Source organism: Kushneria indalinina DSM 14324 (assembly GCF_003385845.1).
Lineage (GTDB): Bacteria > Pseudomonadota > Gammaproteobacteria > Pseudomonadales > Halomonadaceae > Kushneria > Kushneria indalinina.
In genome coordinates, this window is record NZ_QRDJ01000013.1 from 14,334 (window position 1) to 37,903 (window position 23,570).

Consider the following 23,570-nt stretch of genomic DNA (forward strand, 5'->3'; position numbering starts at 1 on the left):
ACGGTGGCCAGCGTCTCGAGCTCGATGCTGCTGGATCTCTCGCCCAGGGTGGCCACGGCCGCCCATTACGTTCCCTGCCCTGATGAACCGGGGTGCTTCCACGCCGGCCGCCTGCGCCGGCAACGCCCGATCGCGCCCGGGCACTGGATCTGCGAACGCTAAAAGGCGCCTGCAACGGGAGTCACAAGCGCCTTGACAACAGGTTTCATACGGAATTTTAATCCATGCCGTATCCCTGATCGACATGACGAGTTTCGACCGTAGGTAAGGATCTAGGGCTTCTGCTGATGGTGTCCAGTCGTTCATTCGCCTGTTTAAGCAAGGCATCTGCTCTTGAGACATCTTCCTGAAAACCATCAATAAAATGTTGATCTAAAGAGCGGTCGCGCTCGATGTGCTCCGGCTCCCAGGGTTCGTTGTCTGGCGTATCGAAGAAATTTTGAGCGGCTTCCTTCATGCCTACTGCTTCTTCGCGGGCAGTCTCTAGTCCATTGATATATGAAAAAGTCGCAGTCTTAGATTCTTTTAAATGACCGGGTATGTCTTTGAGTTGATTGCCGGCTTGCCAAGCTGATCGATTATCAAGAGAGCCTTCGCGCATTGCTTCAAATGTTTGGTGTGAGAAGTCTTCAAGAAGCTGATTTCCTTTTTCGATATTTGATTTGATTTGATCAGGGTTGTATTCAAAACCTGAATAATTTGTATTTGAGCCAATGTCGTGCAGTTTCCTTTCTTCGGCCAGCATTACCTTGCGAACATTTGTTTGATAAACATTTACGCCACCATTATTTCTGGCGATATTGTCTGTGGCTGGTAAAAGGTTCTGACCTCGATGCCGGGCACTTTCAGCGATCGTATTTTGAACCAGTTCCTGAGATTTTTGGATTTTTGAATACTCATGATTTGGGAAGCTATCCATCATTGATTCTAATTTTCCAAGGTATGCACCTTCAGCGCCATCGTTACCCAAGAAATTTTCTGGCATAGTTTTGAGGTTTTTTGCCGCTTCTATAGCTGTAAAATCTGCTTCTGAAGAACTTGAATGTTCTTTTAAAGCATCACGTCTTGATTGAAGATTTTCGTTCATTGCCGGATCTGAGAACTCTATTTTTAAATTATTTTTATTGGCGGCAATAATAATATTGAGTTTAAAGCTATCCGACCCAGATACTTCTAAATTACTGCCATACTTTTTTGTTGCGTAATCTAAAGAAAGTTCCGAGCTTATCTCGTTAGAAGGAGAGTGGGCGGAGACAAAATCGCCATGGTCACTAAATATTTTTTCGCCATTGTGGTAGTGATCGGAGCCCGTTGTAAGTTTTTCTAGTTTAAGGTCGTGGATAGTTGGGTATGGTTCGCCAAAAGTGCCAACCTTGGCTTTGGCAATAGCTTGTGAGTTGTGATGTGCTTTTTCTAATTTTGTTTTTAGATTTTCTATTGAATCTTTTTCAGATGACGCTCTTATAGCACCTTCTTGATCATAAAAAGTTGCATCTTTCATTTCTTGAGACTGTGCAGATTGATTTTTGGAGGCGTTAAAAATATCAACAAATTTCATGACCACTCCCTTCTCTAAAGTTTATTTAAATGACGCTGGGCCACTAATTATATAGATAGCCCAGCGCTCCAATAACAGCCCTCACTCCATACCGTGATCATGATCTTTTTTGTTGGGAGCAGTCTCATGTGCATGAGGTTTAGTTGCTATTTCATAATCGATCATTAACTCCATCGCTTTATCATAAGTTTGCTTGTCAGCTGGATCGATCTGGGGCTCGGTGCCATTTTTCGCAGCTTTTGTATGCGCTTGAGCTATATTCTGGTCGGCAGTAATGACCTGTTGTGCCAAAGAATCCTTATAGGCAGCAGAAGCGTTTTTATCAGCTAGAATATCGTTCGATGGGTGCTTTAAATCTTGGCCGCGAGCTTTGGCGCTGTTCGTAAGCATTTCTTCTCTTAACCCCATGAATTTGTCATGAGTGAAACGATCAGCACTTTCGGCAGTGGCATGTCGAAACATTTCCTTCGAGTACATCGATTCGAGTTTGTCATTACCAAAATGCTTGGACGGGTATGATTCACCGCTCATGGTGGCCTCTGTTACATCCCTGACTCCCTCAAGATCCCTCGCCCTGGCCTTCTCTCTTTCAGCCAAGCTGTTTTCAGTTGCAGTATTTGTACTTTCCGTTGCGCCTGTATCGGCTGTGCCCGCATTCGCTGTCGCACCTGTGGCCGCCGTTGCGCCTGTATCGGCTGTGCCTGCATTCGCTGTCGCACCTGTGGCCGCCGTTGCGCCTGCGTCTGCTCTCGGTGTCGCGCCCTGCCCTTTTTGACCATAAGAGTCATTCGCTGGTGCTGTAACGCCTGACTCGTTGGGAGTGCTTCCCATTTCTGCTTTTCTGATTTCGTTTTGATGCTCCCGCAGCTGTTCCAGCTTTTCATTCATCTTGCTGTCAGAGAACGAAACATCGAGGTTGTTATCTGCTGCAGATTGAACAATTTTATCCTTGAAGTCTTGAGAGCCATTAATATCAAGGTTTTTACCGTACCTGTTAACGGCGTATGAAAGAGTAACGTCTACCAATTTTTGGTCCTTGGTGTTTTTTCCAAAAGAAAGATAGTCGCCATGATCTCTGAAAACAGTTGAGCCCTGATAAGAAAAATCAGCGCCATGCTTGTTTTTCTTAATATCGAGCTGACCCACTTTAAGCGACGTTTTTTGAGAGTTTTCAAAAGAATTTTCAAGATTCTTTTTAAGATTTTCTACTCCTGCGCTTCGGTTATCGCCGGTGTAATCGATGCCGATAGGCCGAATAGAGTTTTTATGTGAATAAAACTCCTTATCTTTTTTTCGCTGATCTTGAGAGTTGGTGTCTTTCTGTTTTTCGTATGCTTCAAGGTTTTGCATGGTGTGAACCTCTTCTTTTCCAAAAGGACGAATAGAATTTCTAATAGAGTGAATTGTATCTCGCTCATAATCTTTCAGACTGTCCATCTGTGTCATTTTGGAGCGAGTTGCCAGTGCAAGTTTATAAGCTTGCTCTGGCTTCGAGAGCCGTTGTTCACGGATGTTGCGTTTATTATTATAATATCTGTCGAGGACATTTTGTCGTTGTAAACGTAAATCGGTTTTGAATTCCTTTAAGGAATTTTTCATTTCATTGTTACGTTTCTTGTAGTCCTCGTTGAACGTTTTCCAATGGTTTTTTACTTCTGGTAGATTGCGGACTCTGAAAGTCTTATTCTCAGATTCGTCACTATGCAACTTCTCAAGTACATTTTTTGCTTCTGGCCAGCTCAGGTTTAAACGCTTAGTTAAAAAATCGCTGTTAGAATAATTTCTATTGCCTGTTTTTATGCGGGGTTCGCCAGACTTGTTTCGAGTAGAGTGAAAATCCTTGCTATCAAGGTTGTACTGCTCCACTGCATAAGCCAATACCCGCGAAGCGGAAATATTATTATTCAATTTGTTAATCGAGACAGAGTTATCGGGCTTGTTGGAGGTAGCGTTTTGGGTCAGCTGACTGATATAGCTGTCCGCTTGTTTAAAGCGGCTCGAAGTCGTATTTATTCCTCCCAATCCGGGGCCAGTTCCTCGCCCTCCTCTTCCTCCAGATAAAGCCCGTCGCAGTCCATCATCTTGATCTGCTCCTCTTCCTTGGGAGTGTAAGTGTGTGTGTGCATGACCATGCAATAGTTGTAGAGTCCGTCCTTGGTTTTGTACCAGAGTGCTTTTTTGCAACTTTTGCAAACTGTCTGTTCGGGGGTGATGAGGGAGTTCTGTTCTTCTAGTGCTAACACGACTTCGCTGGTTGTTGGACGATCTACGGTCTGTTCTGACTGGTCGCTCGGCCCCTCCTGCTGATCGCTCGGCTCCTCCTGCTGATCGCTCGGCTCCTCCTGCTGATCGCTCGGCTCCTCCTGCTGATCGCTCGGCTCCTCCTGCTGATCGCTCGGCTCCTCCGGCGGAATGATTTCTTCTTCGTGGATATCTGCCATTAAAATGCTCCTCTGAATAATTATGTTTCTGGTAAAAGCTATTGGCGCGCTGTCTGAGAAAACTGTTTTTTTCTCGATTTTCTAAATTCGAGTATTCGGAACGTACACCTTTAGAGGCGTCTGCTACGTATTTTATTTCCAGCGATCTAGTGTTTCGCCAGTAATCAAGAACACGGTTGTTTTGCTCCTCATTGAAATGAAGTTTGCCTTCGTCTAAAAAATCTTTTCGGAAAATGCTTTCTCTGAGGTTCGTAAACTGTTTTTGACCTTCAAATTTCACAGCCAAATGCTCAGTATCACGCCCAGCATTTCTGATGCGAACTTCGCCAACTTCTTTCAATGAATCAATAAAGCTTGAATAGCTCTGGTCTTTCGATATTTCAAGTGCCTTTTGTTTTAGTTGGTTGGCATTACTTTTGCTGCCAGATAGCTCATTGCCATATCTGGCAATGGCTTCAGTCTTGCCTTTTAAAACGTCTCGCTTGTTTTCATCGGGAGACTCTAAGCCGAAGCGGTGGTTTATATCGGCTTGTATCGAGTTGAAATAATCTACGTTTGATTGGTGGCGACCTATCGGATTGAGCCGACCGTCACTGACTAAATTCCTTTTGGGAATGACAATATGAATATGGGGGTATCTTTCATCCATCGTATCAGTTGATGGATTGTAGATATTCTGGAGCTTGGGTCGATGAACTTCGGCATAATAATTGTATTCATCATCTTTATAAGCCGACATCAGATTGTTCACGTAGGTATCCGTGACCTTGCAAAGAGTGTCATGGTCGATCTCTTTTTCTTTGAAAGAGAGAGTGACATGCAAGTATCGTTCTTGCCCACGGTCTGCGATACTATCAATAACTGATTCTGTCAGTGATAGATTGCCGTAAATGATTTCACGCTTATCCATATCGTCGCGGGAATAATGGCGGCCGGATTTCATGCCTTCGCGCAAATATTCCCCAATGCCAGATTTTCCGCCAGATATGCGAGCCAACATATTATTTACGAGATTTCTTGCGAAATTCTCGCTCTATAGATTCCAGAGCGATAACAGCCCTGTTGAGCATTGAGCGCGACATGACACCAGACTTGGCGGCATAGTTAAGCTGTCTCGCGATCTGGTTCAGGTTATTTGATGCCTTGTTGGCATAAAAAAGCATCTGCTTGTTAGCAGTAGGAGCTTGGGAAGTTTGTTTTATCTCGACGGTCGGCGAAAGTTGTAGAAAAACATCGCGGAAGAAAGCGCTTTTGTTAGTGCCACTGTCACTGATGGCTTTCCCATAAGGCGCATAGTCGCTTTGCGACAGTCTGAATGTGATTACTTCATCCTTGTTCGTTTCATCGGCCATGTTCACGTCATCGGGGTTTGGAGGGTTTAGCGCACGTCAGTGCGCAGGGATTCAAAGGGATTTCCCTTTGGCACGATCGGATTATACAAATAGCGCGAAGCGCTTGTATACATCCGTGGCGTGCCTATGCCACCACTGCAGCAAGGCTCCACCATAGCTGACAGCCAGAGCTAGTCAAATGGGCTCAGAAAAAGGGGCTTTAGGGAGGTTTTAAGGAGCCTTTTAGGATGCTTCTTGGAGTCAAAATCTCAATAAGGAGGTTTCTAGGAGTCTTCTAGGAGGGTTCTAGGAGGTTTGTAGACTTGTTATTCGTTCTGAAGTTGCGTATAAAGGAAAAACAACGAAACAAGCTGGCCCGGACAAGCTTCGATTGCCTGTCTAGCTGGATCGGGGAGCTAAATGGAATTTGATACTTTAGTAACCAAGCTCGCAGAAAAAATCGCTAAAGAAAAAAGCAAGCGTAGCTATGGAGCCGTTTCAGCAGGAGTAAGGTTTTACTCCTCTGAAATATCAGAACTACTCTATGAATCGAACATAAAGGTTACGGATATACATAGAGCGTTACAAGAATGCATGGGACACACACCTTGCAATGTTCGCTCATTTAGAGAGCATTGTGATAAGTATTGCGGTCCCAAACGGACTAAAGAAAAGATAGATTTCGAAAAACCAGCAGAAATAGAAAGATTTTCTATCTTAGATAAAGAAATGCAAACAGACGGCAAAGAAGAGGTTGTTCCAAATGATAACCAGGTATCTGAAGATTGGCAGCTTATATACAATCAGCTAGGCCCAATGATGAAACCGAAACTTTCTATAGCCATAGATAAGGGTTTGACGCTGGAAAGAGCGTACAAATCGTTAGAAAAAAGTCAAAGAGATTTGAGAGAGCTTGTAAGTCAGTTTTATCTCAGATAACTAATCTCAAGCGTCGCTTGTTTAACAGCCCGGCAAAAGGTAATTTAAAATGGCAGCAAAAGTAACAATCAAACAGGTAGCAGACAAAAAAGTCGTTGTTTTTGGTTTTAGCGGTAATGTTGGAAAAACCGTGATTGCCAGCGAATTACTCTACCCTAGAATTAAAAATGCAGAGTTTTACAGCATTGAAACTATTAATAGTGATAGCACTCACGGTGAAAAACTTGCTGGCAATCAGTTCAGTGAATTGCTTGAAGCAATTGAAATGTCAGATTCCTGTGTTGTTGATGTGGGATCTTCTAATATTGAAGCTTTCCTTACAAGAATGAGATCTTTTAAGAACAGCCATGAAGAAATTGATTATTTCGTAATTCCCGTAACTCCTAGTTCTAAAGAAATGCGTGACTCAGAAGCTTTAATTGATTATATTTTAGAAATGGGAATTCCTAAAAATAAAATAAAAGTCGTTTTCAACAAAGTTGAAAGAGATTTTTCTAATCCGGCATCGGAATTGGCTTTTTTCAAAAACTCAATCGCTGAGGAAATAGCAGGAAACAATCCTCCAGTTGTTTACCTTTCTGACTATTACCCGATGCTTCGAGACTCTGAGAAAACCCATAGCGAAGTAATCAGCGATACTAGGGACTTCAATGCCCTTAAGAAATCAGCAGAAACTAAGGATGCACGTTTTCAAATTGTACTTGAGAAAAAACTGCAGCAGGCTGGCCTTAGTGCCGAAGAGGATCTAGCTAGTGCTTTTACGGCTTTAAAACTATAAGAGGTAACTCATGGGCAGAAAGCTTGATAGTTTAACTGATGGGCTCATCCGTGAAATATCTGAGGATATTTTTGAGCTTAACAAAGAAGTTGTGAATGCTCGTGAATCAGTAGAGGGTTATCACAAAGCTACCTTGCAATCTATTGAATATGCACAAAAAGAGTTTACAAATTTCTTGGTCAAAAGCGTAGACGATCTTGATGAGCATATTGCCCAGAGAAAAAAACAATCAGACGAGGATATACGTCAAGCATTCTCTGACAATTGCAATGTAGCGGTTAAGGAATTTTCAGAGAAAATTACAGCGGTTAGCCAAAAAGCTGAAAATCGAGTTTTATCGCTTGCTGAGTCGCTTGATGAAATCGAAACGCGCTGCAAAACCATAGAATCATATGCCGGCAATAATAAAATGCCTAAATGGGCAAAAATTCTTTTTGCTACCATGACAATTTTAACATTGGTATCGATTTGTACGGCATTTTTAGTTGGTATGTATTTATAATCAAGTTGATGGAGATAGGGCATGACCAAAATCGCGCAATACCTTGAAATTGAAAAGCGCTTGAAAGAACTTCAAAGTGAAATGGAGGCTTTTCACAGCGATGAAAAATTTCAGGATGATTTGAAATTTAAAAGCGCTTTAGAAGAATTGTGTAATTCCTATAATCGTAGCCATGACGATGCGATCGTTGCATTGGGTGGCCACCTGAAAAGCAACGACACTACCGCATCTGATGGTTCAACGGATGGAAGGCGTAAGAAAAGAAAGCTGAAAAAATACAAAAACCCACACACCGATGAAATCGTTGAAACCAGAGGTGGAAACCAAAAAACATTGAAGGCCTGGCGTGATGAATATGGCGCAGATGTAGTTGAGTCTTGGCTGCAGGAGTAAACCCCATTTTATCGGGCCTTCGGCCCTGAAGCGGCGTGCCGCTAAAGCACGCCGCCTTTCTTACATGCATCGCCCTTGGTATGAGCACGAAGCGCCTATCGGCGCCTGTTTATCAAGTCGATGGCGTAGTGGGGTAGGGCTGCTCGTCAGCTGTCTTTGTCCTGAGCGCTGATAGCCTCTCGCGGTATGATCACATCCACTTTCCCTGCCAGTACAAGATACGCTTTCAGATTGCGTAAAGCGCTCTCCTGGACAGGATTTGCGCTCGCCTCCCAGCTGCGTATCGTCGCATGACTCACTCCCAAATGTTCTGCCATTTCTCTCTGAGTTTTCCCGGAAATTCGGCGCAGTAGCCTGAATTGCTCGGTCTTGTCTTTTGATCGGGCGTCCAAAGCTATAAACCTAGTTGAGTGGTTTTTTGTATGACTAAAGTATCAGGAGCATCTGGTACAAAGAAGCTTTAAATACATAAAATATCACTTGAACCTTAGGATCACGGTGATATAAAATAGCATCAGCGTCAATTCAGCCACCTTGGAGCTGATGCAAATGTTCGATGTTGCGCTTGTGGAGCAGTGTACGACAGAAGTTGCTCCTCAGACCATGCAAACCCTTATCGATGTTGAGTCTAGCGGCAATCCTTTTGCGATTGCCGCCGTTGGTGTTGATGTGATCTCTACCCCTGAAGGGAAAGAAGAAGCTATTGAATCAGCAAAAAGTCTTATGAGCCAAGGCTACAATATATCACTAGGTCTTGGTCAGATTAATATGCACAACTTCGAAGCCTTGGGGCTTACGTTATCTAATGTTTTTGACCCATGCACCAACATCCAAGCGGCCGACAAGATCCTTTCGGACTGCTATCAGCGCGCTGCCGCCGAGTTTGATGATGGGCAGCGCGCACTTCAAGCAGCATTTAGTTGTTACTACTCAAACAACTTCTCTAGGGGCTTCGAGCCTGATGACTCCAATGGCAATAGCTATGTCCAGCGTGTGGCCGCAAGCCACGAGCGGCTGAGTGTGCCGCAGATAAATTTCGATCGAAGCGATATTGATGACCACAGGGGAGGTGAGACCTCAAAACAAGACGATGGCAATACCGAAGAAGAGCCGCACAAAGAAATTCGTGCAATAGAAAATTTTGAATCTTCAGAAAAGGGTGGATGGGATGTATTTCAAGACTTCACTGGTTAAAAAGGCTGGATCGGCAGTAACAAGATCGTTGATGGCGATAAGCCTGTCTTTGCTGCCTGCGGCTGCTTTTGCTCAGGGCTTGGACCAGGCAGATCAAGCCATGGATGACTTCCGAGTGTGGGCTTATGGCGCTCTGGCCATCGGCTGCCTGATCTACATGCTGTACCAGGTCTCGATGGCTCTGTTGCAAAAGCAGCCTTGGGCAGACGTTCTCATGGGTCTGGTCTACTGCGCTATTGCCGGCGGCATTATGGTAGCTGCTGATTTTGCATGGAGCATCTGGGGTACAGGGGGCGCGCTCTAAAATGGCAGAAGAGAGGCCACGTTTTGCCACATATCGCGGCGCAGGTCACGTTGCATTGGTGTGGGGCGTGCCTCTCATGCCAATGCTGGTTCTCTGTGGACTGCTGGTAGCGACACTCTTCCTTTTCATTCTCCTGCTCAAGATGGTCAAGACGGGCTTGGCCATTGCCGCGCTGGTTGCCTGCGTGATGGTTTGGATGAAGGTCGAGTGTGCTGGGCATCCAAAGGCGCTCGAGATAAGAAAGCGGGAGCTGAGGGAGTTATTTCGACGCCTGAAGCTTAAAAGCAAAACGATTGTCGTCACCAGCATGAAAGGACGAAAGAGGAAAGATAGCGATGGTATACAGCGATATATTAAAAGACGCTCTCGCATTCGCTGACTGTGTTCCAGGTTATGGCCTGCAAGTTGATGAGCGAATTATTTCTCTGGACAAAGAGCGTTTGATGGCTGTTGTTCAGTTTGGGGGCATTTCGTTCAATACGCTTGATAATGAAACGCTTGAGCGGGCAGCTACGCGATTGACTCGTGTTTTAAGCGTAGCCGGCACAGTAAATGGGCCTCGGTTGGCAGTATGGGCTCATGTCATCAAAAAAGAGGTTGGCGTTGACCAGGATTACCATTTCAACAACGACTTTCTTGACTCTTTCAATGAAAAATATATCGAGCGGTTCGATTCCGGCCGCTTTTATCAAACCCGATATTATTTAACCTTTGTCTATAAATACAGAGATAGCATTGATGATGGCATCAATGAGTTGAATCTGCTTTTGGATTCAGTCTTGAACAACACGGCTGAATTTGAGCCGATCGCTTTGGGCGTTGGGCGAAACGTCTATGGGGCAAATACATCCGAAATTGCCAGCTTCCTTGGCTATCTCGCTTCAGGTAGTGAAACCGAAGTGCTGCTGGGAAGAGATCCGGTGGTGGACTTGATTGATCAGGGGTCAGCGCATTTTGGGTATGACGTGGCCGAGTTTCGCAGCAGCAACGGGACTCGAAAATTTGCTTCATTCTACGACCTGAGAACGCATCCGCCGGAAGGTTCTACCGGCCAGTGGGACTTTATCCTTTCCCAGCCAACCGAGTTTGTTTTCAGTCAGTGCTTCCACTACTTCAATACCGATACCACTCAAAAAATGCTTGATTCTGCGACGAACAAGCTTGTCTCCGGTCAAAATACGCCTGATCGCCTGGTCGATGAGATGTCTAGGGCAAAGGAGTACGTTGCTACTGGTGATGTGGTTTTTGGCATGTTGCAAGGAGCCCTCATTGTCTATGGCTCAACCCCCAAGGCTGCAGTCGATGCCGGAAACCGAATGGTTTCCGAGTTTGCAGGCTCGGGCGACAGCGATTTCAGGCGCGCCACACTGTCTGCAATAGATACCTACTATTCGGTGTTTCCCGCGTCACCTGTCAAACCCTTTCAGGAGCCTAAAACGACTCGTAATTTGGCGTGCGGCTTTAGTCTGCACAGCTATCCCTCTGGCAAGGCGACAGGGAATCCTCTCGGTGATGGTTCTGCTGTCATTCCGTTATCCACAGAGGACGGTGGTCTTTATTTTTTCAATCTGCATGACACTCCTCTGGGAAGAGATAATCGGGGCGATCCCGAACCGGGCCACATGATGACGCTTGGCATGACGGGCGCCGGTAAAACCACATTTGAAGCAGTTGTCATTAACTATCTCTCAAGGTTCGATCCAGCAATTTTTGGCATCGATTACAACGAGTCGATGCACAACAATTTCCGAGGTCCGCTGGGTGGGGAATATTTTCGTATTCGCGAAGGCGAATATACAGGGATTCAGCCGTTCCAGTGGGATGATTCTGCCGAGCAACGAGATTTTCTGTATCAGCTGGTTATCACGCTGGCTGGAACAGAAACAACTTCGGAAGAAAAGGGGCAGGTGAAGCTTGCAGTCGATACTGTCATGTCTTTTCCCGAAGTGACTGACAGGCGTTTGAGCACGGTTGTAGAAAACATTCCTCAAGGGGCAGGTAATAGCCTGAGAACTCGCCTTGCCGAGTGGTGCGCAAATGAAGGAGGGCGTCATGCATGGGCACTGGATAGCCCTGAAAATCGCTTCAATCCGTCCGAAATGTTTCGGGTAGCCTTCGACGCCACTAGGCTGCTGACCCATAACAACCCTGTCACCGAACCTCTATTGCTGACTCTTTTTGCAATGAAAAGTCGTATGCAACAGGCGCGCAAGGGGCATCCACTGATCACTATGGTGGCCGAGTTCTGGGCGCCGGCCAATTATCCAGCGACCGCTGCTGAGCTAAAGAAAATCCTTCTAGCAGGACGTTTGAGGGGGGAAATATGCATGCTGTCATCGCAAACGCCACAATCAGCCCTGACCTGCATGATCGCCAGTGAAGTTATTCAACAGACCCCGACCAAAGTGCTTTTGCCCAATCACGATGCTCAGTATGAGTCATACAAGAGCATCGGGGTCAGTGAAAAGGACTTCGAGACAATAGTTGAATTACCACGCGAATCTCGCAGATTTGTTATCAAGCAGGGAACCAAGTCATCGTTGGCATCGTTGGATCTGTCGGGATTTGATGAGTTCCTTCCAATTATCTCTTCAACAGATTCATCAATCGCGGCAGTTGACTCTCTTATTGAGGAAATGGGCACCAGCGACCCGGCAGTATGGCTGCCTGAATACCAGAAAAGGTTGCGTCAAAAAGCTGCTCAAAAGAAGGAGATTCTTGAAGATGACTAATCGAACCCAGACGCGCTCGCTTCTGCTGGCCTTGTGCCTTTTGAGCGCTGACGCCCATGCCCAGGTGCCCACTACAGACGTTGCCAATCTGGCGCAGGCGGTCAAGGCAGTAGAGGAAGCCCAGCGACAGTATGACCAGGTAAAAAATAACTTTGATACACAGATGCGGGCTATCAAGGGTAATAACTGGGGCCGGGTCATCAGAAACGTTCGAAACAATGTGGATTACATCCCTGTAGACAACTGGCGCGATATCGACAGTATCGATGTCGCTGCTCTGAGGCAGCGATACGATCTCGTATCAGACGACCCGCAGCAGCAGCAAGTTTACGACAAGGAAATGCGTTATCTGGCAGCCAATGAGGCTGCCTATAGGTCTCAGCAACAGCGGCTGGCCAACATTGAAGAGTACAAGCGCCGCGCGGCTGATGCTCAGACGCCCCAGCAGCGGGAGGAGCTACAAAACGCCATATCGCTCGAGGTTGCTGCGATGCAAAGCGATCAGAACAGGCTCGATAACCTCAACAGGAACATGGACCGGGAGGCGAAGCTGCGTGAGCGCTCTGCAAACCGTGAGCTGGCTTCCATGTTCGAAGCTGACTAGGAGGCTGCCATGGCTGCGATTGATACCACCACGCCAGGTGCCTATGTGTTCGACTGGCTGGACAACGAACTATTGCCAATGCTGGCAAATAGTGTTGGTGGGCTGATGCAGGCTATCTCTCCAGTGATGGGGGCAGCCGTTATCACATGGTTTGTATTGTGGGCGTGGCGTTACATAAGAGAGCAGCAGCCTATAACCGATCTTCTATACAAATTCTTTGTTTTGGCATCGGTCTGCTTTTTTGCTTTTTCTGCGCCTTATTACGCCAATACCATCATCCCTATGGTCAATAATCTTCCGTTTGATTTATCCGAGCCTTTCATTGGTAGTGGCCAAGATATTCAAAACGCCGCTGACAATCTCATTAATGAGAACAGCCAAATAATAAAAAGGATGTGGGACAAAGCCAAATTTGTTTCATGGTCTGGTGTCGATTTGAACAACTTTGCAAATGTGACCTATGCCACTCTGATTGTAGGAGTGCTTGGGAATGTTTATGCGGCTATTGGTCTGTTCTTTATGGTCGTGGCAAAGTTGATGGTGAATGTGCTGCTTGCTATCGGTCCCGCGTTTATTGCCTGCGCCTTTTTCCCGGCTGTCCGTAACTATTTCAATCTATGGATAAATCAGGTGGTCAACTATGTGATCTTGGCAACCATATTCGCAGTTATCTTTTCGATCCAGCTGACCCTGATAAATGATCTTGTTCAGTTCGATGATGGCAAGCTACCTCCTGACCGGATCGATAAAATCATGGTGGTTTACATCATTGCCTTGGCGACATTAACGGCCATCCCCATGATCGCCTCTTCGCTTTCTGGCGGCATGGGGCTGAATGGGCTTGTGGGCAATACAGTGAGCACGGTCATGTCGATGGTTAATCCTGCAGCAGCTGCAACACGAGGGCTTGGAAAAATGGCCGGGGGCCTGGGCGGCGGCGGAGGTCTTGGTAGAAACCGGATAACGCCCGGGCCAGGCGGCGGCGGAACCCCGCCAAGGGCCGGGTAGCTAGTTTGAATTTATTTACATAGTTTGGAGTTTGACATGAATATCAAAACCATTTTTGCTACAGCTGCCATTTCTTTTGCCATCGCAGGATGCGGTAATGATGACGGTGAATCATTTGTCGGCACATGGAAAGGGTATAGCGATTCGAAGGACGCTGATTTTACCTATCAGATTGAAAAGGAAAGATCGACGTTCAATGTCCATCGGCAAATGCTGTCTTACGAACCTGACTTTTATAAAGCCACGGCGATCGACAAGAATACTCTGAAACTCGAAGACGGTGACGTTCTTTCGTACAACGAAGAGAACGACACCGTTTTTGCTCGCGCTGATGATGTAACCCTCGATAGAACCCAGCAATAACCTGAAATTATAACCTTTACCCATTGCGTATATCGCAATGGGTTTGGGGGAGCTTTGGCTTGGAGAATGACCAGATGGAAAATTCAAAGAAGTTTTTATTACTTATCGTAATTTCAATCATGGCTGGTTGTGCCTCGTCACCCCCGGAGGCTCCCATGCCAAAAGGCCAGCCGTTTCAAATAAACCATTTCCATCCGGTTACTGGCGAGGATCTTCGAAATGAAAAATAACCCGTTCAAGCGCCGATCCAAGCAACAAAAAATGCAGGAGAATCGGCAGGCCGTCGAAGACCAGAATACTCCTGACGGCGGCAAATTATCGAAAGAGGCGCAGCGCCTCATTGAAGAGTCGCGCGATTTCGAAAAGTCAAAAGCAGAAAATGCCGATCGCAAGTCGAAACTGGCCTTCAAGATCGCAATGGGAGCCGGAGCTATTGCCGTGGTGGAGGCGATTGCGTTGGCCAGTCTGGTGCCGCTCAAAACCGTCGAGCCTTATGTCATCCGCGTTGATAACGCGACAGGATTTACTGATGTGCAACGCCCCTTGGCGGATGCCGTAGATACCAATGAGGCCATGAACCGGTTTTTTGTCAGGACATATGTCAACGCCCGCGAGTCATATGACTGGAACAGCATCGAAAGTGACTTCAGCCGTGTTCGCTTAATGTCTACTGCCGACGTGTTTTCGCGATATTCAAATATCGTTCAGTCCGATGAAGGGGTTCTTGAAGTTCTGGGAGAAAGAGCCCGCGCGGTAGTGAATATCAAGAACATCACCTTCATCGATAGCGGCAAGCAGACAGTTGCTCAGGTCAGATTTTCGAAAAGCTTCCAATCGAATGATGGCACTCCTTTGACAGGCAGAAGCGGCGGGGAGTGGCTGGCATCACTGACTTTCAACTATCCCAACGCTGATCTTAGCGATGTAGAACGTGCAATCAATCCTTTGAATTTCAGGGTAAACAGCTATCGCCTTGATCGGGTAAGCGGGGGTGATCAATGAGGGCTCCTGTTGCGTTTGCAGCACTGACGGTAGTAGTCAGCCTGACAGTTCCAGGCATTAGCTGCGCAGCCATCAATCCGGCCGGCACAAAGTACGACAGCCGGGTCAAAACCGTTTTTTACAATCCTGATGACGTTGTTCGCGTAAAGGTTCGACAGGGCACTTCGACGTTAATCCAGCTCGAGGATGATGAAACGCTTGAGGCTGCCAATGGTGGGATGGGGATAGGCGATTCCGAGGCGTGGACGATCGGGGTCCGTGGAAACAATATCTTCATGAAACCCAAGGCTGCGTCGCCCGATACCAATATTACGCTTGTGACCAACAAGCGCACCTATGCATTCGCGCTTGAGTCGGTCAAAAACGACAGTAACGCTGCTTATATCGTTCGATTCAACTACCCGGAAAAGCCCGAGCCGAAGCCTAATCCAGCCGCGAACAGACAGCCGTGCACGGATTTGCCGGACCCGACCGCGGTTAATGTTTCCTACCAGGCCTGGGGCGACGGGGCGCTGACACCTACAGCCATGTGGGATGACGGGCGCTTCACGTGCATGAAGTACCCACGAACAAATGATTTGCCAGCGATTTACCGGATTGCAGGCGACGGCTCCGAAACACTGACCAACTACAACGTGGAAGGAAACATTGTCGTTGTTCACAGCGTGGCGAAGGAGTTTCGTTTACGCCTCGGAGAGCAGGTGCTGGGGATACGCACTGATGGACTCAAAAAGGCGAACTTCAATCGCAGAAACACAACTGTGCCGGGCGAGTATCGAGAGGTGACGGGCGATGAGTGATCCATATAGCAACATGAGTGATGACAAGGATCTGGCACCCATTGCTGATGAGCATGAAGAAGAGCGAGGAGAACCGGATACCAGTGCCCCCCGACGCAAAGGCCAGACCGGAAAAATCTTCGTGATCGTTGTTGTCATGGTTTTGGCAGCTCTTGCCGGGGTGGGCGGCATCCTCTATTTCATGGTTTCAACTACCAGCAGCAACAATACGGAAAACGTCCCCGATACCACTCTGGAGCGTGACAGCAACCAGCCCAGCTCCAATACAGATTTATCTCGAACGAAGGAGCGGCTTGAGCGTGAGCGTGCGCGTGAAGCTGCCAGGGCTCGTGATGCGGAAGCAGAGGCAGAGCGCCAAAAGCGAATGGCACAGCAGGCTCGTGAAAATGCAGACAGCGTGCTCAACAATAGCGAATCAAATGCGCCTCCCACAGGCCCTTATGCAGGTGGGCAAGGGGCAAATTCAGAATCTTCGCGTGGAGACGAGGAGATAACGCCTGCAGACCGAAAAATGCAGGGCGATGTCCTGGTGTCATCGGGGTCTTCATCGAGTCCTGCAGGGGCTCTGCAGGAGGCATCGAATTCAGATGGTTCATTGACGGGGGGCAGTAAATCCAGTGCCGGTTCAATCGGTGAGTCGTTAAAGGGTGAAACCTATGCCGCTGGCTCTGCAAAAGTCATGCAGAACATGGATATGTTGCTGCGGCGTGGCACCGTTATTCCCTGCGTCATTCAGAATCGCGTGGTTTCTACGTATTCAGGATTGTCCTCTTGCCAGATCACTCAGGACGTCTATAGCGCCGATGGCAGAACACTGCTGATTGAAAGGGGCAGTATTGCTTACGGCGAGCAGAAAGTGTCTCTACACCAAGGCCAGGCTCGCTTGTTCATGACATGGAATGAGATTGATACAGCCGGTGGTGTCCGCGTCAAAATTGATTCCCTCGGCGTTGATCCCCTCGGAGCCAGCGGTGTTGATGCCTACGTTGACAAGCATTTTTGGGACCGATTCGGAGGCGCGATCATGCTCTCATTTATTGACGACGGCCTTGAAGCGCTTGCAAGTCGATTGGAGAAAAACCGCGACCAAGATATTTCATTCGACAGCTCTACAGACAACGCCGAAAACATGGCCGAAATCGCCTTGAGAGATTCGATCAATATTCCGCCGACGGGATATGTCAATCAGGGCACGCTCATGAACATCCGTGTAGCTCGCGATGTTGATTTTTCCGATGTTTACCACGTTCGAGGACGCCGATAATGGATAAAAGCACATCATCCAAGAACATGCTCAAGTCTCTGGGCATTACACAGCTGCTGGAAACCGATGGCCTTACAGAAGTAGCCATCAATAAGCCGGGTGAAATATGGACCGAGGTCGATGGTCAATGGCAACGCCATGAGGCGCCAGCTATTACGCACGATTCATTTCATCAGCTGGTCAATGCTCTCGCCGTATACAACGGTGGCTACGTCAACGCCAGTCAACCAATCGCCTCCGTCACGCTTCCTGACGGAGAGCGAGGCTGGATCGTTATGCCGCCTGCCTGCGCGCCTTTCAACTGCTCCCTGACGATAAGAAAACCCTCGAAGAAGCGCTTCACGCTGGAAGACTACCGCTCTACAGGGCGATTCTCTGCTGCTCGTGAAGTTGAGCCCCGGAATGACGACATTGAGCCATATCAGAAGAAGCTGAAGGCTGCTATCCAGGAGCGGGATATTGAAACGGTTTTTCGGATGGCCGCGGATTATCGACTGAACGTACTCATGGGCGGTGGTACTGGTTCAGGTAAAACGACCTCCATGAAAACGCTGGCCGACCTTTACCCGCACGACAAGCGTTATCTGACTCTTGAGGACTCTCTGGAGCTGGATCTGCCCAACCATCCAAACCATGTCCGCTTGCTCTATAGCGATGTGCCGGGTGGCGTGACGTCCAAGAAACTGATCGAGTCATGCATGCGCATGAAGCCGGACCATATTTTTCTCACCGAGCTGAAAGGGGATGAAACCTGGTCTTATCTCACGTTGCTCAACACTGGCCACAACGGTTCCGTGACTTCCTCTCACTTCAATAACGCAGCATCGGGGCACTCGCGCATTGCCGATCTGGTCAGGCAGTCTCCGATCGGGCAGACGCTTGATCAGGATTTCATCCTGAGCACGGTGCGCAGAACGATTGATTTGGTCATTTTTTGGGACAGAACGCATCTGCAAGAGATTTATTACAATCCGGAAGGCCAGCTGCGACTGGCCAGAGGAGAGCCCTATGAAGGCTAAACAGGTAATCCTTCTCGGGTTTGTATTCCTGCTGATGTTCGCCTTGTGCGCGTTTCTCGGCCAGATCGGCGCGGGCCTTTTGCTGTTAAAGCTTTTTGATCTTCCTTTGTCGGATATAAGGCCCAATACATACATGCAATATGTGATGTATTACGGATTTGATTCTTCGATCAAAAAACCTTTGGGGTTTGCTACTGCGATCGCAGCTGGATTACCTGCATTGGCAGCTCTTTTTGTTTTGATCGGAGTATTGCCCAGCAATGCCAAAAAAATGAAAGCTATTCACGGTGAAGCCAGATTCACAACCCTGTCCGAGTTAAAAAAGCACAAGCTTTTGCTTGATGCAGAGGGCGATAATAAAAGTAAGAGGGAATACCCGCCCGTTCTTTTGGGTAAATATAAAGGTAAGTTTATTGCCGATTATTCCCAATTATACACCAGCGTTGCTGCTGCGCCCGGGGCAGGTAAAGGCGTCGGTTTCGTTATACCGAACCTTTTAATGTATCCACATAGCTGTGTGGTGATGGACCCCAAAAAGGAAAACTGGTCCATTACAGCCGGTTTTCGTAGCGCGATTTTAAAGCAGGATTGTTTTTTGTTTGCGCCTGATGCTGATGCGGCTTCCGGTTATTGCTCGCATCGATGGAATCCGCTTGATTATGTCAGTGAAGATGAAATCGAGCGGCTGGCCAGCGTAAAGCGGATAACGACCATCTTGATACAGGCGCCCGAAGGCGAAAATCAGTCGTTTTATCTTGGGGCTCAGGATCTCGTTAACGGTTTGATCATGTTCCTCGTCGAAACCGAATCGCTTGAGAGGAACTTCAAGGAAGTCCTTCGCTTGATGCGCCATGAAATGGGATTGGAAAATTGGATAAAAGCTGCAGTTAAACAGCATCGAAGCAACCTGTCAGACGACACGGTTGGCCTGCTGCTGGGGTATGCCAATAATGAAAATCCGAAAGGAAGAGACTCCATTAAAAGCATCACGCTATCGGCTTTAAGCGTTTTTGACACTAAAACCGTTGCAGAAGCAACCCGGTATAGTGATTTCAGGTTTGAGGATCTGCGTCGAAAACGTATATCAATATACGTTGGTGTTTCACCACCGAGCATTGGTGTTTACCAACGCCTTTTGAATCTGTTCTTTTCTCAGTGCATTGTTGTTAACACGCAAACTCTCCCCGAGAGTGCCACAAAAAAAGACCCGCTTCCTTATCAGTGCTTATTAATGCTTGATGAGTTCCCGGCTCTTGGTAAGGTTGATATAATAAGAACATCTTCTGGCTATACTCGCGGCTATAATATGAGATATGCACTCATATATCAGAACCGCTCTCAGTTGGAAGATAATGCGCTTTATGGAAGGGAAGGTGCGTCATCATTGTTGGAAACAATGCACAATGAACTTTTGCTAAGTACCGACAATCACCAAGACGCCAAAGATTATAGCGAACGTCTTGGCAACACTACTTTTATTGAGCACACGCGCTCAAATAGTAGCGGGAAATCTTCATCAGTAACTCGTGGTAAACAGCACCATTCTCGAGCACTGATGTTGCCGCAAGAGATTATCAATATGCCGGATCAGGACGCCATTATTTTTAAAATGGGGCTGCATCCGATAAAAGCCGAAAAAATTTATTGGTATAAGGACAAGTTTTTTAAAGATCGAGGCAATCTGCCTTTGCCCAAAGTCCCGAAGCTCATAAAAAAACCGGAAAAGGAGCAACCCCATGCCACTGCTTAAAAACAGAACAGTCAGGCTTTTTTCAGCTGCTGCAATGATGACGTGTCTGGGTACGGTATCGGCGCCCAGCCACGCCTCTGACCCATGCGAAACCGTCCTGTGCCTGGCTGGCATGGCCATGGGGGCAGGGATGGCCAGCGAGTGTTCGAGCGCCGTCAGCGATTACTTCAGCATTGTCAAATTCAAGCATGGTCGTCCGAGCCTGAGCCGCACAGCGAAAGCGAGGGAAAGTTTTCTTGACGGCTGCGCCGGCGCCGATTCCGACACGCTTGAGCTGGTTAATAGTAGCTTTGGCCGCGTACTGAGCCTGTAAGGAGAGCAGTAAATGCGTTTATTTATAGCCGAGAAGCCTTCTGTTGCGGCAGCCATTGCTACAGGCCTGGGCGGCGGAAAAAAACTCAAGGGATACTACCAATGTGGCGAGGATCGAGTAGCGTGGTGCTTTGGTCACATGCTTGAGCAGGCCATGCCTGATCATTACCTGCCCGATGACGTCCCATTGACGCCCAAGGGCAGCAAGATCTGGCGTGCTGAGGATCTGCCGATTGTTCCCAAAAGCTGGAAGCTTCTACCCAAGGAAGAAGCCGCTGAGCAGCTGGGAGTGATTTGCAATCTTCTCAGTGAAGCCGCCGTGATCGTGAATGCGGGCGATCCTGACCGGGAAGGGCAGCTTCTAATTGATGAGATACTTGACGAGTATGAGTGCAATAAGCCTGTCAAACGATTTATTTCGGCATCGCTTGATGAAGTGACGGTCAAAAAGGCGCTTTCCAAGCTCGAGGACAACAACGACTACCGGTCCATGGGGCACGCCGCGCTGGCACGCTCGCGCGCTGATTGGTTGGTCGGCCTGAACCTGACTCGTGCATACACGCTCGCCAATCGGGCTGCCGGCAATCAAAACCTGATGACCGTTGGCCGCGTACAGTCACCCACGCTGCGCCTTGTCGTCGAGCGGGATCAGACGATTGCCAATTTCAAGCCGATTCCGTTCTTCAAGCCTTTTGCAGACATTGATACCAGCGAAGAGGGTGCCCCTGCATATCGCGCCTGGTGGATGCCTGAAGAAGACCAGACAGGCATGGATGACAATGGACGACTTCTTGACGAAAGCGTTGCCAAAGCGCTCTCCGGGGGTTCTGAAGGTACAGTTGTAGAGCGCTCTGTCACGCCTCGCGAGCAGCGGCACCCGACCTGCTACAGCTTGGCGGATATCCAGTTTTCAGCATCCAAGATTTTCGGCTACGGTGCCGAGCAGACGCTGAAGATCTGCCAGTCGCTGTACGAAACCCACAAGCTGGCCACATATCCGCGTGTCGATACGGGCTATCTGCCGGAGTCGCAGTTTCAGGAGGCTGCAACCGTGATGGAGGCTCTAAAAAAGGCCGCGCCGGTATACGCTCCTCTGGTGGCCACCTGCGATCTTTCGATCCGGTCAAAAACGTGGAACGACAAGAAGGTGTCGGCGCACCACGGCATCATCCCAACGCTCTCGTCGCGCTCAACGATCGATGACCTGAGCGACGAAGAGCGCAATGTGTACGATTTGATCGTGCGCCGCTATATCGCGCAGTTCCTGCCGCCCCATCGATATGAAGAAACCATCATCATCCATGATGTAGCAGGCAAGAAGTATCGCGCTCGCGGCCGTACCGTCGTTGACGCAGGCTGGCGCGCTGCGCTGGAAGCCGAGACAGCCAACCTCACCGAGAAAGCCGATGACGAGAGCGCCAGTCTGCCCGTCGTCGAGCAGGGGCAATCCGTTTCAGCAGCATGCGACTACACCCGGTCAAAAACGACGCCGCCGGCGTACTTCACTGAAGGCACTCTGATCCGGGCCATGGAGCAGATGCACAAGCACATCGATGACCCTGAAATGCGAAAGCTTTTGAAGGCATCCGACGGACTTGGCACCTCTGCAACCCGCGGCAACATCCTTGCCGATCTACAAAGGCGCGGCTTTTTGGCCACTCAGAAGAAGAATCTTGTCAGCACTGATATAGGCCAGGCGCTGATCGCCGCACTTCCGTCCTCGATCACAGATCCTGTTCTGAGCGCCCGGGCAGAAGAAATGCTCAAGGCGATAGAAGAGGGCACGTTGACCGTTGATGATTTTCTGGCCAGGCAAACGGATTTTGTGGCCCATCAGACAGCGACAGCTGCCAATGCCCAGATAGAGCGGGTGCCGGAAAAAACCTATACGTGCCCCAGCTGCGGCAATTTCGAGTTGATGCGCAAAAAGTCGAAAGACGGCAAGGGGCATTACTGGTTGTGCAAGGGCGTCTTTGAGCCTGAAGAGGCTAAAAAATGCAAAACCTTTCTGGATGACAAGAACGGCAAGCCTGTAAAGCCAGCCGCCAAAAAGAAAAGGGCGTCAAGTTCAAATAAAGCCACAGGGAAAAAACGGGCATGAATGGATCAGAGCAGAAAGAAAAATTTCTCGTGTCGGCGTTTTACGTTGCTCAGGACAGCCGAAAAAGATATGAGACCGGACTGGTCTCGGGGTTGTTTGGCGCGGAACCGAAAGAAAGAACAATTCACGATCCCAAGGCTCCCGATCTTGATGCGCTCGCGGAGCAGCTGCAGGAGCAATGCAATTATTATGATCAGCAAGGATATGATGTTTTTAACATTATGCCCCTCAATATAGGCAGCCACGAAAACCTTCTCAGCGAAAAGGGGCAGACTGTAGGGCATGCTGGATATTCGGTCACTCGGGGAGTCATGGTTGTTGCAAAGCTCAAGGAGCCACGGAAGTGAAAATAAAAAAACCAAAGACCCTTTTGGCCGGCGCTTGCGCCGGCCTTCTGCTGGCCACCATGGCTGCCGTCTCATCGAGCAAGTTCGGTGATGGCCACTGCGATGTCGAGATTGGCGGGTATGCTGCAAGCTTGGCTCTCGCCGCAACGCCAAATGCACGGCTCAATGGGCTTTCGAATCAGTCCGCTGACAAGATTGGTTCCGGGATGATCTTTATCTGGCCCGAAAGCACTTGGGCGCCGGTCTGGATGAAAGACACTGAAATAGACCTGTCTGTCGCGTTTTTCGACAGCGATCGACGGATAACAAGCATCCAGAAAATGGATGCACACAGTGAACAGTTCCATTATCCGCCGTCTGAAGTATTGGGCATGATAGAAGTTCCGGCCGGCGATTTTGAAAGGAATGGTGTCGCGGTGGGCGATCAGGTGGTATCTCAATGCATCATGAGCAAAGAGGCGAGAACACAATGACAACTATCCCCGATGAGAATGACAAGCATGAAATGGCCGGACGCATGTATCAGGCAGGTCGATACTGCTGGATCTCGCGCCCAGGGTGGCGCCGGCCACGGCAACGCCCTATCGCGCCCGGGCACTGGATCTGCTGAAGGAAGTAATGCGCCGGCACCGGAACGGTGGCCAGCGTCTCGAGCTCAATGCTGCTGGATCTCTCGCTCAGGGTGGCCACGGCCGCCGATCACGTTCCCTGCCCTGATGAACCGGGGTGCTTCCTCGCCGGCCGCCTGCGCCGGCAACGCCCGATCGCGCCCGGGCACTGGATCTGCTGAAGGAAGTAATGCGCCGGCACCGGAACGGTGGCCAGCAT

The 23,570-nt window shown here is 48.5% G+C and carries 24 protein-coding genes; 20 read left to right on the plus strand and 4 right to left on the minus strand.

Annotated elements, in window-relative coordinates:
* Positions 1-217: 217 nt before the first annotated feature.
* The 3 genes from C8D72_RS17445 to C8D72_RS17135 all read right to left on the minus strand — a co-directional run bounded on the left by C8D72_RS17445 (position 218) and on the right by C8D72_RS17135 (position 5,351).
* Entirely contained in the window at positions 218-1,558 is a 1,341-nt protein-coding gene (locus C8D72_RS17445) for an LPD7 domain-containing protein (protein ID WP_147301569.1), read from the minus strand.
* 81 nt (positions 1,559-1,639) lie between these two features.
* Positions 1,640-4,999 carry an LPD7 domain-containing protein gene (locus C8D72_RS17565; protein ID WP_170140641.1) on the minus strand — a complete coding sequence of 1,120 codons (3,360 nt, stop codon included), beginning with the start codon at positions 4,997-4,999 and terminating at the stop codon, positions 1,640-1,642.
* Position 5,000: 1 nt separating this feature from the next.
* The gene (locus tag C8D72_RS17135; RefSeq protein WP_115855684.1) at positions 5,001-5,351 is read right to left on the minus strand and encodes a plasmid mobilization protein; all 351 of its coding nucleotides are present in this window, start codon (positions 5,349-5,351) and stop codon (positions 5,001-5,003) included.
* Positions 5,352-5,750: 399 nt separating this feature from the next.
* Between C8D72_RS17135 and C8D72_RS17455 the strand changes: the two genes are divergently transcribed.
* The 4 genes from C8D72_RS17455 to C8D72_RS17140 are packed head-to-tail and all read left to right on the plus strand — an operon-like array spanning position 5,751 to position 7,942.
* Positions 5,751-6,269, plus strand: coding sequence for a hypothetical protein (locus C8D72_RS17455; RefSeq protein WP_147301571.1), 519 nt, complete (start codon positions 5,751-5,753; stop codon positions 6,267-6,269).
* 49 nt (positions 6,270-6,318) lie between these two features.
* The gene (stbB, locus tag C8D72_RS17460; RefSeq protein WP_147301572.1) at positions 6,319-7,047 is read left to right on the plus strand and encodes a StbB family protein; all 729 of its coding nucleotides are present in this window, start codon (positions 6,319-6,321) and stop codon (positions 7,045-7,047) included.
* A 10-nt stretch (positions 7,048-7,057) separates the two neighbouring features.
* Positions 7,058-7,549 (plus strand): hypothetical protein, encoded by a 492-nt coding sequence (locus C8D72_RS17465; protein WP_147301573.1) that lies wholly within the window; start codon positions 7,058-7,060, stop codon positions 7,547-7,549.
* Between the two features lie 21 nt (positions 7,550-7,570).
* Positions 7,571-7,942 (plus strand): histone-like nucleoid-structuring protein, MvaT/MvaU family, encoded by a 372-nt coding sequence (locus tag C8D72_RS17140; protein WP_115855685.1) that lies wholly within the window; start codon positions 7,571-7,573, stop codon positions 7,940-7,942.
* 146 nt (positions 7,943-8,088) lie between these two features.
* On the opposite strand, the gene C8D72_RS17875 is transcribed toward C8D72_RS17140, so the two are convergent.
* Positions 8,089-8,334, minus strand: a complete 246-nt coding sequence (locus tag C8D72_RS17875) for a helix-turn-helix domain-containing protein (RefSeq protein ID WP_170140642.1) — start codon at positions 8,332-8,334, stop codon at positions 8,089-8,091.
* A gap of 157 nt (positions 8,335-8,491) precedes the next feature.
* Between C8D72_RS17875 and C8D72_RS17150 the strand changes: the two genes are divergently transcribed.
* From C8D72_RS17150 to C8D72_RS17225, 16 genes are all read left to right on the plus strand, one after another.
* Positions 8,492-9,136: a lytic transglycosylase domain-containing protein gene (locus C8D72_RS17150; RefSeq protein ID WP_170140643.1), complete on the plus strand. Its 645-nt coding sequence runs from the start codon at positions 8,492-8,494 to the stop codon at positions 9,134-9,136.
* A complete protein-coding gene (locus C8D72_RS17155; protein ID WP_147301574.1) occupies positions 9,111-9,440 on the plus strand; it encodes a conjugal transfer protein in 330 nt (109 codons plus the stop codon). The genes C8D72_RS17150 and C8D72_RS17155 overlap by 26 nt, the downstream gene beginning before the upstream one ends.
* 1 nt (position 9,441) lies before the next feature.
* Positions 9,442-9,819, plus strand: coding sequence for a hypothetical protein (locus C8D72_RS17160; protein WP_115855689.1), 378 nt, complete (start codon positions 9,442-9,444; stop codon positions 9,817-9,819).
* Complete coding sequence (locus tag C8D72_RS17165; protein WP_115855690.1) at positions 9,776-12,172, plus strand: VirB4 family type IV secretion system protein; 2,397 nt, start codon at positions 9,776-9,778, stop codon at positions 12,170-12,172. The genes C8D72_RS17160 and C8D72_RS17165 overlap by 44 nt, the downstream gene beginning before the upstream one ends.
* Positions 12,165-12,776 (plus strand): type IV secretion system protein, encoded by a 612-nt coding sequence (locus C8D72_RS17170; protein ID WP_170140644.1) that lies wholly within the window; start codon positions 12,165-12,167, stop codon positions 12,774-12,776. Before C8D72_RS17165 ends, C8D72_RS17170 begins: the two co-directional genes overlap by 8 nt.
* A 9-nt stretch (positions 12,777-12,785) precedes the next feature.
* The gene (locus C8D72_RS17175; protein ID WP_115855692.1) at positions 12,786-13,784 is read left to right on the plus strand and encodes a TrbL/VirB6 family protein; all 999 of its coding nucleotides are present in this window, start codon (positions 12,786-12,788) and stop codon (positions 13,782-13,784) included.
* 36 nt (positions 13,785-13,820) lie between these two features.
* Complete coding sequence (locus C8D72_RS17180; protein WP_115855693.1) at positions 13,821-14,147, plus strand: hypothetical protein; 327 nt, start codon at positions 13,821-13,823, stop codon at positions 14,145-14,147.
* 219 nt (positions 14,148-14,366) lie between these two features.
* Positions 14,367-15,149 carry a VirB8 family type IV secretion system protein gene (locus tag C8D72_RS17185; RefSeq protein ID WP_115855694.1) on the plus strand — a complete coding sequence of 261 codons (783 nt, stop codon included), beginning with the start codon at positions 14,367-14,369 and terminating at the stop codon, positions 15,147-15,149.
* Positions 15,146-15,949 (plus strand): TrbG/VirB9 family P-type conjugative transfer protein, encoded by an 804-nt coding sequence (locus C8D72_RS17190; protein ID WP_115855695.1) that lies wholly within the window; start codon positions 15,146-15,148, stop codon positions 15,947-15,949. Before C8D72_RS17185 ends, C8D72_RS17190 begins: the two co-directional genes overlap by 4 nt.
* A gap of 13 nt (positions 15,950-15,962) precedes the next feature.
* A complete protein-coding gene (gene virB10, locus C8D72_RS17195) occupies positions 15,963-17,213 on the plus strand; it encodes a type IV secretion system protein VirB10 (protein WP_170140645.1) in 1,251 nt (416 codons plus the stop codon).
* Positions 17,213-18,232 carry a P-type DNA transfer ATPase VirB11 gene (virB11, locus tag C8D72_RS17200; RefSeq protein WP_115855697.1) on the plus strand — a complete coding sequence of 340 codons (1,020 nt, stop codon included), beginning with the start codon at positions 17,213-17,215 and terminating at the stop codon, positions 18,230-18,232. Before virB10 ends, virB11 begins: the two co-directional genes overlap by 1 nt.
* Positions 18,222-19,982, plus strand: coding sequence for a type IV secretory system conjugative DNA transfer family protein (locus C8D72_RS17205; RefSeq protein ID WP_115855698.1), 1,761 nt, complete (start codon positions 18,222-18,224; stop codon positions 19,980-19,982). The genes virB11 and C8D72_RS17205 overlap by 11 nt, the downstream gene beginning before the upstream one ends.
* Complete coding sequence (locus tag C8D72_RS17210) at positions 19,969-20,295, plus strand: TrbM/KikA/MpfK family conjugal transfer protein (protein WP_211308886.1); 327 nt, start codon at positions 19,969-19,971, stop codon at positions 20,293-20,295. The genes C8D72_RS17205 and C8D72_RS17210 overlap by 14 nt, the downstream gene beginning before the upstream one ends.
* Positions 20,296-20,307: 12 nt before the next feature.
* A complete protein-coding gene (locus tag C8D72_RS17215; protein ID WP_115855699.1) occupies positions 20,308-22,395 on the plus strand; it encodes a DNA topoisomerase 3 in 2,088 nt (695 codons plus the stop codon).
* On the plus strand, positions 22,392-22,742 hold the full coding sequence (locus tag C8D72_RS17470) for a hypothetical protein (protein ID WP_147301575.1): 351 nt from the start codon (positions 22,392-22,394) through the stop codon (positions 22,740-22,742). The genes C8D72_RS17215 and C8D72_RS17470 overlap by 4 nt, the downstream gene beginning before the upstream one ends.
* Positions 22,739-23,215 (plus strand): DUF192 domain-containing protein, encoded by a 477-nt coding sequence (locus C8D72_RS17225; protein WP_115855701.1) that lies wholly within the window; start codon positions 22,739-22,741, stop codon positions 23,213-23,215. The genes C8D72_RS17470 and C8D72_RS17225 overlap by 4 nt, the downstream gene beginning before the upstream one ends.
* Positions 23,216-23,570 lie beyond the last annotated feature (355 nt).